We start from the raw sequence: 9,615 nt of genomic DNA, 5'->3' as shown, positions 1-9,615 counted from the left end.
CTGCCACCGGTTTAACGTCTGCTCTCGTGAGAAGCTGATGTTCAGCGTTTGTCCAGAAAGCGTCGCGTTACGACCGAAGCTGGGCCGGTAGTCGAAAATCGCTTTTAATCGCGATTTGCTGAAAAGCGGCAATCCTTTCGATGGCTGCGTTGACTCACTCTGGCTCGATGCCATGCGCACACCGAAGCCGCGTGCTCGACAACCCGCTACCTTCCATTAGTATTCTGCAAAGTGGCGGGGGACCAGACGTGAAGATTCTTTCTTACAATCCAGGTCATGACGGCGCCGTTGCCTTCATCGAGGACTTCCGACTCCGCTTTTCTTTCGAGGCCGAAAAGGACTCTAACTACCGGTATTCCGCCATCACCATCGCAGAAGTTCTGGACGCCGTTGGCGAGCTAGACGCGATTCCCGACGTCATCTGCATGAGTGGCTGGTGGCCACTCGACCATCACGAGTTCCTGCACGGCTCGGACCGGAATGGCGGCTACCGCGGCGTCTCGCCGGAGGCCGCGATCATCGACAAGGGGCGGATGCTGAAAGGTAGGTCGGACTACTTCTCGTCCACCCACGAACGCTCCCACATCCTCTGCGCTTTCGGGATGTCGCCCCTACCGAAGGGAACGGCGTGCTACGCTCTGATCTGGGAAGGAGAGATGGGCGGCTTCTACGAGATCGACGGGGATCTCAACATCACACTGGTCTCCGACGTTCTGACGCAGCCGGGAAACAGGTATGGCCTTCTCTACGGCTTGGCCGACCCCACGTTTCCGAAGGACGGACCGTATCCGCGCTCGTCGGACGCGGGCAAGCTGATGGCGCTCGCATCATTCTCAACCCGCACCTTGCCCACGGTCGACGAGCAGGATCTGCTAACTTTCCTTCTCGACGGACCCTACCGGAAGCTGAGCGAATACGACCGGCTGGACCGGGCACCCCACCTGAACGCCGGACTGGACGATGCCGAATTTCGCAATTTCGCGGGCATTTACAGCGACGCGATTTTCGAGCGCTTTCACGCCTTCGCAAGGGGACACCTCGAGCAGGGCCGGCCCCTGGTGATCGCCGGGGGCTGCGGCCTGAACTGTGACTGGAACACCAAGTGGCGGGAGACGGGTCTGTTCTCGGAGGTGTTTGTGCCTCCTGTCGCAAACGATTCCGGATCGGCGATCGGCACCGCCATCGACGCCCAGTTTCGCTACACCGGAAACCCGAAGGTAGAGTGGGACGTCTATTCGGGCCTGCCGTTCCGGACGACGGGCGCCACCGGTATGGATGGCTACGATGTCTACGAGAGGGACGACGACCGGATTGCTGACATGCTTGCCAGCGACCTGATTCTAGGCTGGGCTCATGGACGCTATGAGATCGGCCCCCGAGCCCTCGGGAACCGGTCCATTCTCGCGGCTCCGTTCCGCGACGAGACGCGTGTCCGGTTGAACGAGATCAAGCAGCGTGAGCAGTTCCGGCCCATTGCGCCGGTCTGTCTAGCTGAAGACGCCGCGACGTGGTTTCAATGCGAAAAGGAGAGCCCGCACATGCTGTTCACCTACCGCGCAACTACGGAGGCGCTCCGGGCGGTCACCCACGTCAACGGCACCGCCCGGCTGCAGACGGTAACCCCGCGCACCAACCCCGACCTCCATGCGCTCCTCACCGCCTTCAAAGCGCGGACCGGGTTCGGCGTCCTTTGCAACACTTCGCTCAATTTCAAGACCAAGGGATTCATCAACAACATCGCCGACCTTTCCGCATATGTTAGGGAGCATGCGCTCGATGGCTTCGTCGTCGAGGGACGCGCCCACCTCGCGCGCAACTCCCCGCAGTATCAGGCCTATCTGGCGGGCAGCCGGTGACACCAGTGCGGGCGTCGCCCATCACTGCCGACGCAAGCGGCATATTCTCAGACTCGTTACAGAAGGCGCTTTCGCCAATGGACACCTACCCACTGGGATTTGAAGAGTGCGAGGAGATGCGCTCGGAGTTTATCCGTCTGCTTACTTTGCAACAGATGGAAATCGAGTCGAAATCGACAGCCGCGTCCCCGATCACGCCGTGCACGATCCCAAGGACGCTGGTGCGGTACTGGCACGACCACGCAGCCCTTCCGGACGACGTGAAGGAATGCCTTTCGAGCTGGGACCGGCTGACCGATCACGGTTTCGAGTTTCAGTTGTTCAGTGATGCAAGCGCCGCTGCGTACGTAGCAGACGTCTATGGGGAGAGAGAGAGCGCGGCATTCGCACGGTGCGGCCATCCCGCGATGCGTTGCGACTATCTTCGGCTGTGCTTCATCCTTGAGGAGGGCGGCTTCTACGTCGACGCCGACGACGTGCTGCTCGGTGACGGCTGGCGCGACCTTTTCATCGACGACACCCTGAAGCTACAGCCCCTGTGCTACGATATTCCGGCCGGGGGCATGCTGCCGGCAGTGGAGATCTGGCGGACAGAACTTCCGAGCGAAGGCCGCATCTTCTACGTGAACAACGACCCGCTGGTGGCTCCGCCGGGCCACCCGGTGATCAAGCGTGCGCTCGACCGCGCGACTGACAAGTTGCTGCGGGGCGATCCGGCCCCTGAGATCCAGTCGACGACTGGCCCCGGCAATCTGACGTCCGCCCTGGCCGTGCATGCCCGAGAGTTGCATCTTGCCGGCGCTCCCCACGACTTCCGGCTGCTGCGCGACTGGGACGCGATCGCCGAGATGCGATGGGCGCTGTCCTATCGCGACGATGCGCGCAACTGGCGCAACGTGTACGGCTGCTGAGCACGCAATGTCTAACGGCTCAAACTCGTGAACCTGGAAGAGGCGACCGGGCTGCTCCACTCGCTGATATTCCGCGCCGCGCGCGCCGCAATCAGCTTCGTTCCCGGCGGAAGGATCCACGCGTTCGGTGATGGGGCCGGAAGTATCGGGGCCATCTTGGTAGTGAACCTCGATCGGCAACCCCGGCGTCTCCGCAGGACCTTGCGAGAGTTTGCGCGTTTCCGCACGCACGACGGCAAGCCGCTCTCGTCTTTGGTCCGCCGCCTTGCCGCAATAGACGCGCGCAATGGACGTGAGGTCGCCGCGACGGCGGACGTGGATCCTCACTATCGGCTCGGCGGCCAGATGTTCGTCCAGCCCGATGCGACCCTTGCGGAATGCTTTGGGCCGGACGAGCCGGTAGTCATGACACGCCAGGAAGTCGCAGTCGCTAGATCCCACATCGAAGTTTGGAAGGCCATCGCGCTAGGACACGACGAGCACGTACTCGTCGTCGAAGACGACGTCTGGTTTGCACCGGGGGCGGCACGGGCGATTGACGCCGGCTGGCGTGCCGCACTCCAACGCTGCAGCGATTTGGGTGGGCCGCACCTCCTGTATCTCTCTTACAGCGATGCGGGCGGCACAGCCACTCGGATGGACGTCTGCGACGCGCTGTTCCGTCCAGCGCGGGGCCTGTGGTTTCTTTCCGGCTACGTCCTGTCACGCCCGGGAGCGCAGATGCTCCTGCGTGCAATGCCCGTCACTGGTCCAGTGGACATGTGGATGAACTATCGCTTCGGCGAGCTTGGCGCCCTGGCGCTTTCGTCCCCTGTCATTCGGCAGCGCGCTGACGGGGGGTCGGACAACAGCTACTCGGTGCTGCCGTACCTAGCGAGGGCTGGGGTTGTCGATGCGAACGCAGTAGGGGCGCCCCGTCGCGCCGTCGCCGATGGATTGCTCGCCTGGACCGCCGGAGGGAAACGCGACAGTCTGGCGATGGCCCTATCGATCCTCGGATTGCGGGTGCGCAGCTTTGGCGGTGACGAACCGCCAGTGGATTCCGAAGCACTGCAAGCCCTGCTCAAGACCTGGGACGCTCTCGTCGATCCCCCTCTGTCGGAAGCCGCCTTTGACTGGGTCCACGCGACAAACCGCGTCAATCTCCTATTCGAACCGCAGGCTCCCGACGAAATCGGACCGTGCCTTTCCAAGCTGTCGGCCTCCCGTGCGAATGTCCTAACCGGCTCCGGATGGGATGGAGCCAGCTGGCGACCGCTCTGCGACTTGCTCGGCTTGAGCGTACCCGTTGAGGCCTTCCCACGCGGACCGCTGCGCGAATGGCGCACCTTCTGCAACATGCGGGCCGCGTGCGAGCACGGCGTCGAGGACATCAGGGAGGCGGGCGGCCCCATCGATAACTCTCCCTGGGTTCTTCCGCCGCCAGGCGAGTGGACAGCTCCGGCAAATCAAAGATGCGACACACCACCCGCGGGCGTGCCGCTCGTTATGGCGTCCATGTCGGTCGCGACGCCGCTCATGGAGGTCGAGGTTGGAACCTTTCCTGGCAACTTGGCGGCTTTCACACGGGACCGGCTCATCCACGGGCCGAACGGTGCCGAGCTTGTGCTGAGCGGCTCAAATGAAGGTGGCAGGCCTTATCGCTCCGGAGCGTTCGCCAGCGCGCGGTCCTTCATGCATGGACGGTTCGAAGCCGAGATCCGCGCGGCCCGCGGCGCCGGTCTCGTGACGGGATTCTTCCTACATCGTCACGGCCCACGGCAGGAGATCGACATAGAGCTGACCGGCGACGATCCATTTCGGATGCTTGCGAACGTCTACTTCAATCCCGGTGATGAGGGCACCGCTATGAGCTATGGCTACCGCGGGTCGCCGTGCCGCATCAACCTCGGGTTCGACGCCTCCGAAGACTTTCACCTCTACACGATTGAATGGCGGCCGGGCTGCGTCAGTTGGTCGGTCGACAAAGTGGTCCTCCACGAACGCGGTGGATGGGAACCGACGCCCATCCCGCATCTGCCCATGCGGCTCCATGGAAACCTCTGGGCTCCGCGCTCCAACGAACTGGCTGGACGGATTGACCAAAGTGCACTGCCGTCGGTCGCCAACTTCCGCAACGTCGCGATCTGGACCTGAACGCGACCGGTCGTTCGCGCAAACCCGAATGGCGGGTTGGGCAAAAGTCGACACTCACATCAACGACGCTGAATGCCTTGCAGCATGACGATCGGTAAACAGCCTTACAGCCTCCCTAGGTCGATCACGTTCTCAGCTTGCGTTGCGGTGAAACATGCGGCGTTCCGATCTGGGGTGGCCATCTCGAGGTGAGGTTGCTGTCAATGGTTTACTCCAAGCCTATCCTGCCCCAGAACATCCCACGAACGGAGACGATATGCAGAAGACGGAACGACCTTACGTTGACATCGCGGTCGTTGTCCCGCTGGAGGACGAGATTATACCATTCATGGAGGTGTTCACCTCCTTAGAGGACCGAAGCACTGCCACTTCGTTCTGCCATTTGGTGGACAGCGGCGCGCCCGATATTTCCATGGTTGTCATGCAGCAGCAGGAGATGGGGCGCACCTCCGCGTTCATGGCTGCGGGCATGCTTCTCTCAACGTACGACGTCGGCCTGATCGTCTGCCTCGGCATCGCTGGTAGCATGTCCGACGACATGGGCCTGGCGGACGTGTGCTACACCGGAAACGTCATCGACGTGCTCGACAACACCAAAGTTGTCGATGTCGAGGACGAGGATGGGCACGCGGACACTAGTGATACCGAATTCTCGCCGACACACTACGAGACGCCGATCGACTTCACGAACGCAATCAGCTTCATAAGGACCCAACCCGCACTCCGTCCCGAATACCTTGCATGGCAGAAAATTCGTGAGACAGTCGCACTGGACCGCGTTGCTGCAGAGGTACCAGGCCCTGGGGGAACGCGCATCAGGATTGGCGCCCCAACTTCGAAACCGGGCTATCTAGTCTGCGGCGCGGTCAGCAAGAGCAAGATCTACAACGCGAAGCTGCGCACCCTCGAGCGCTCCCTCCTCGCGATTGAGACAGAGTCCGGCGGCGTATTTGCGCAGGCGAAGGCACACGGTGTGCCGGCGCTGGCAATCCGAGGCATTTCCGATTTCGCTGACAAGGACAAGAAGAAGCTTGAGCAGGCGAGCAAGGGCGGTGTTCGATCCTTGGCGGCGGAAAACGCCGCGTCATTCCTGAGGCTACAGATGGGGAATCCGCGCTTCACTGCTGCCCTTTTCACGCGTCGCCACGGGCGACAGACCGAATTAACCCTCGTCAATCCGAAGAGTGAGGTAGACGCTCTCGGCGACGCCCTGCTGCAGATCGATGGCGAAATTGACGATGCGCTTCGCAAGCTCTCCCCAGAATACAAGCTTCAGCCCAGAGGCTACCATCTGCCGACGCCCCGCGTCCGTCCCGAACACAAGGAAGACGATCTGGACGGATCAAAGCCGGTAGATCCGACCGATGTGCGGACCGCTATCGAACGGCACGACAGGATCCTAATAAACCTGCCGCGCACCTATCCGGACCAGAGTCTCGGCTGGGTCGTCGCCCACGATCTCTTATCAGCCGAGTTCGAAGGCAAGCAGGCCGTGCCGATCGTCATAGACGCCGAGGGGATGCGCAGTAAGCGATCTACCTTCGAGGGCGCCGCGGGAATTGATTACGAGCCGCTACTTACACACAAGGGCGCGAAATTGGTTTTCATTGTCGAAAACATCCCCTTCGGCTCCGGGCACCGTCTTGATGCGGTCGTGAGACAGGTCGGCCATTACGACGACGCGAAGTTCGTGTTCCTCGCCCGAGGCGACGCCAACCTCGTCATCGAGACAGAGTTCGCTACCAAAACCGGTGCAGTGCCCTATGAGCTCTGCTCAATAGCCTTCAGTGAGATCTCGCACTTCGTGCAGAAGAACTTTGAAATGACCGGGTCGGAGGCTGAAGTCATCGCGCTCCGACTGAGGGACACGTTTAACCGCTTTGAGCTTGACGCGCACCCTACGTATTTTGCAGGCATCCCGAAGGAAACACTGGCCGCGCTCCTGCAGGCTAACCGGCGGTCGGAACTGATCCAACTCGCTGTCACCGGCTTCCTCACCTTCATCGTTGCGGGAGACAAGGCGGACGTTGCGCTCAGCCGCTCGACGCGGGAACGCTTCCTTCGAAGGCTGGTCATTGAAATGAACGTCCAGAAGAAGACTTTCGATCAGGCAGGTCTCATACAGCAGGTCAAGGACTTCGCGGCCAAGCACGACTTCGACATCGACCCGATGGCATTCGTGCAAGGCTTTCTTGATCAAGGCATAATGCACTTCGAGTCGAACCGCGTGCACATCTCACTGCCCTTCATCGAGTCCTACCTGCTCGCAGCCGAACTGTCCGCTGACCCAACAAGTGCCGCAGTTTATTTCGATCTTGACGACCTGCACTTTGATATCCCAACCTTCGACCTCTACGCTGAGATCGGCGCCTCAGTCACATTCGTTGAAAGCGTGTTTGCGAAGCTGGACGCATCGACCGCCGCGCTCGAGCTAAAAAAGGACGACGAGCACATTCTTCTCGGTGAGGAGATCTCACCCCCCAACATCCGACAGCCGGGTCGCACAAAGGCGCTACGAGCACGGCTAAAAAATGCGGGCGAGGCCGTCAGGAGCGGAATCGACGCCTCGAAAGATAAGCAGGACCTCCTTGATCTGAGCGAACGAATCCGTGAGGCGTCCGGCCGCAAGCGGAAGAAAATCCGCGGCCACGACCAGAGTGAGCAACCGCCCGAAGATTCGCTGAAGCCCTTGTCGGATATGTCCCGGCACTGGGTCGCGGCCACCGTCCTCCTCGGCTCTGGCGCCGAGCACTTAGACGCCACCGTCAAGCGCAGGCTTGCCAAAGCAATCGTAACGGGGGCGTCGAGGCTAATCGACGAATGGAGCCGCGCCCAGATGGAAATCGACTTTGAGGCCCTCCGATGCGAGCTGACCACGGATGCTGCGCTGGCGAACTTGCCCGGCCCCAACGATCCTGAGGAGAAGAAGCGCTTCATCGAAGCGATCATGGACATCATCGAATACAGCGCCATGGCAGACCCGGTCCGACGGGTGATGAACTTCATGTGCGAGCAGGCCAGACAGCGGGTGCTCGCTACCAGCGTCGCGGGCACGGTACCGGAGGGGCCGATGGAGAGAATCGTTCACGGCACCTGGCTCGCCGACATTGACGTTACGCGCGGTAAATCACCTCTCAGAGACGCAATCAAGACGCTGCCCCGCGCCACTTTCCTCAGGATCACGTTAGCTTCACACTATATGGCGCGCGTCTACTGGAATCATTGGCGCAAGGACGACCGCCTTGTCCTTCTCGACATGGCCGACGAGGCGATCAAGCCAATAGAGCTGAGTATCAACAAGGCAGAGCTGATGCGTATGGTAAAGCGTGAGCCGGATAAGGACGCGCTTAGCAAACCGGAGGACTAGCCGGCCCCTCGTGGCTTGCGCCTCTAGGGGTAGTCAGTTGAACAGTTCGTTCTCCAACCTGAGGGTAGATGAAAAAGGGTTTCACCGAAAGGTCTAGTGAGTGCTTGGATTCGCCGAAAGTGAACGAACGGCAGGGCTACCTACATAGCTTCTCCAAAGCGGCCGGGCCGGTTTCCACCCAACTATGCCCTAAGTGCGGTCGGTCTGCTCTGCCAGATTGAAAGTTGATCTTCCGGTCTTACCGGACCGTACCATTGGTGTGAACAGATCCCTCACGTCACATCATTCGCTATTCAGTTCGATACCTGCTATGTCCGACGCACACGGCGGAGTGGCCCTCAGTTCCGCTAGTCACAAAAGACGACATTATGGCTAATGCCAAAGACGTAGCGACTGTTATCCAGTCAGCACTCGAGGAAATTGGTGTCACGGGACAACTTGAAGTGTCGATGGATGGGCAGGAAGCGACGAAGTCGCTCGGCACGGCAAGAGGCGATGATCTTCACGTTGGCATCATTGTCGGTGACATCGATGACCAATCGTCCAAGTCCAAAGAGTCTGTACCGCTGTTGAAAGTTTAACAATACCGGCGCGTTGGGGCTGTATAAACAGCCCCAACGCGCCGGTTAAATCTCGTCGCCAAGCGCGCCCTTGACGCTGCCCTTGACGTCCTGACCCGTGCCCTTGACCTGCTGGGCCTCGCCCTCTGCAGTCAGCTTATCGTTGTTAGTCGCCTTGCCAACGGCTTCCTTCACGTTGCCTGCGATCTTGTTGCCAGCAGCGTCGAGCTTGTCGGTGAACTCACCCATGGCGTATCTCCAATTTGCCGACACGCCCAATGCTGCCGAACCTACATCTAAGATAAGGCGGCTGGGCCAGGCTTACAGCCCGGCCCAGCAATTTAGTCCCCAACTGCCTCAACGTTGACGGCTGACTCAGCCAGTTCGCTCATGAGGTCATCACCCTGGTGCATGTCCTTCACCGCGGCTTCGAGTTTGGTGGCATCATCATCGAGCTTAAGCGCCTTGGCGAATGCGGCAACCGTGCCAAAGCCGGTGATGCCATAGTGTGTCATGCGCTGGTACTGGGCGATGATTGCTGCATCGAGCACCGGACCTGACTTGGGTGCCTCTTCAACGGTATGCTTCAGCGCCTCGGTGACAAGGCCTTCCATGCCTTTGCAATGCTCTTTCTTGAGCTTCTCGTCCTGGCCCTCGATCAGCGCCTTCAGCACGTCCGTGTGCTTGGCAATCCCGTCCTGCGACGACTGCAGCATGTCCTTTAGAGCGGTTTCTTTTCAGTCTGGGTCATAGCCGCAGGAGCCGAAGTAGTTGGCGCATTCGTG

Annotated in this window: 7 protein-coding genes; 5 read left to right on the top strand and 2 right to left on the bottom strand. The window is 60.4% G+C overall.

Going from position 1 to position 9,615, the window contains the following annotated elements; translation table 11 throughout:
* The first annotated feature begins 248 nt into the window (after positions 1–248).
* The 5 genes from L8F97_RS21955 to L8F97_RS21935 all read left to right on the top strand — a co-directional run bounded on the left by L8F97_RS21955 (position 249) and on the right by L8F97_RS21935 (position 8,851).
* Entirely contained in the window at positions 249–1,856 is a 1,608-nt protein-coding gene (locus L8F97_RS21955; RefSeq protein ID WP_242154819.1) for a carbamoyltransferase C-terminal domain-containing protein, read from the top strand.
* Between the two features lie 77 nt (positions 1,857–1,933).
* On the top strand, positions 1,934–2,767 hold the full coding sequence (locus tag L8F97_RS21950; RefSeq protein WP_242154817.1) for a glycosyltransferase family 32 protein: 834 nt from the start codon (positions 1,934–1,936) through the stop codon (positions 2,765–2,767).
* 27 nt (positions 2,768–2,794) lie between these two features.
* Positions 2,795–4,903: a family 16 glycosylhydrolase gene (locus L8F97_RS21945; RefSeq protein WP_242154815.1), complete on the top strand. Its 2,109-nt coding sequence runs from the start codon at positions 2,795–2,797 to the stop codon at positions 4,901–4,903.
* 256 nt (positions 4,904–5,159) lie between these two features.
* Positions 5,160–8,270, top strand: a complete 3,111-nt coding sequence (locus tag L8F97_RS21940) for a hypothetical protein (RefSeq protein ID WP_242154813.1) — start codon at positions 5,160–5,162, stop codon at positions 8,268–8,270.
* A 368-nt stretch (positions 8,271–8,638) separates the two neighbouring features.
* Positions 8,639–8,851 (top strand): hypothetical protein, encoded by a 213-nt coding sequence (locus L8F97_RS21935; protein WP_242154810.1) that lies wholly within the window; start codon positions 8,639–8,641, stop codon positions 8,849–8,851.
* A 45-nt stretch (positions 8,852–8,896) separates the two neighbouring features.
* Here the strand turns inward: L8F97_RS21935 and L8F97_RS21930 are convergent, their stop codons facing one another.
* On the bottom strand, positions 8,897–9,079 hold the full coding sequence (locus L8F97_RS21930; RefSeq protein ID WP_242153623.1) for a CsbD family protein: 183 nt from the start codon (positions 9,077–9,079) through the stop codon (positions 8,897–8,899).
* A 92-nt stretch (positions 9,080–9,171) separates the two neighbouring features.
* Positions 9,172–9,546 carry a ferritin-like domain-containing protein gene (locus tag L8F97_RS21925; RefSeq protein ID WP_242154808.1) on the bottom strand — a complete coding sequence of 125 codons (375 nt, stop codon included), beginning with the start codon at positions 9,544–9,546 and terminating at the stop codon, positions 9,172–9,174.
* Positions 9,547–9,615 lie beyond the last annotated feature (69 nt).

The sequence above is a fragment of the Sphingomonas sp. BAUL-RG-20F-R05-02 genome, from assembly GCF_022662305.1.
In the GTDB taxonomy this organism is placed as follows: Bacteria; Pseudomonadota; Alphaproteobacteria; order Sphingomonadales; family Sphingomonadaceae; genus Sphingomonas.
This window is presented reverse-complemented; position numbering and strand designations above follow the sequence as displayed.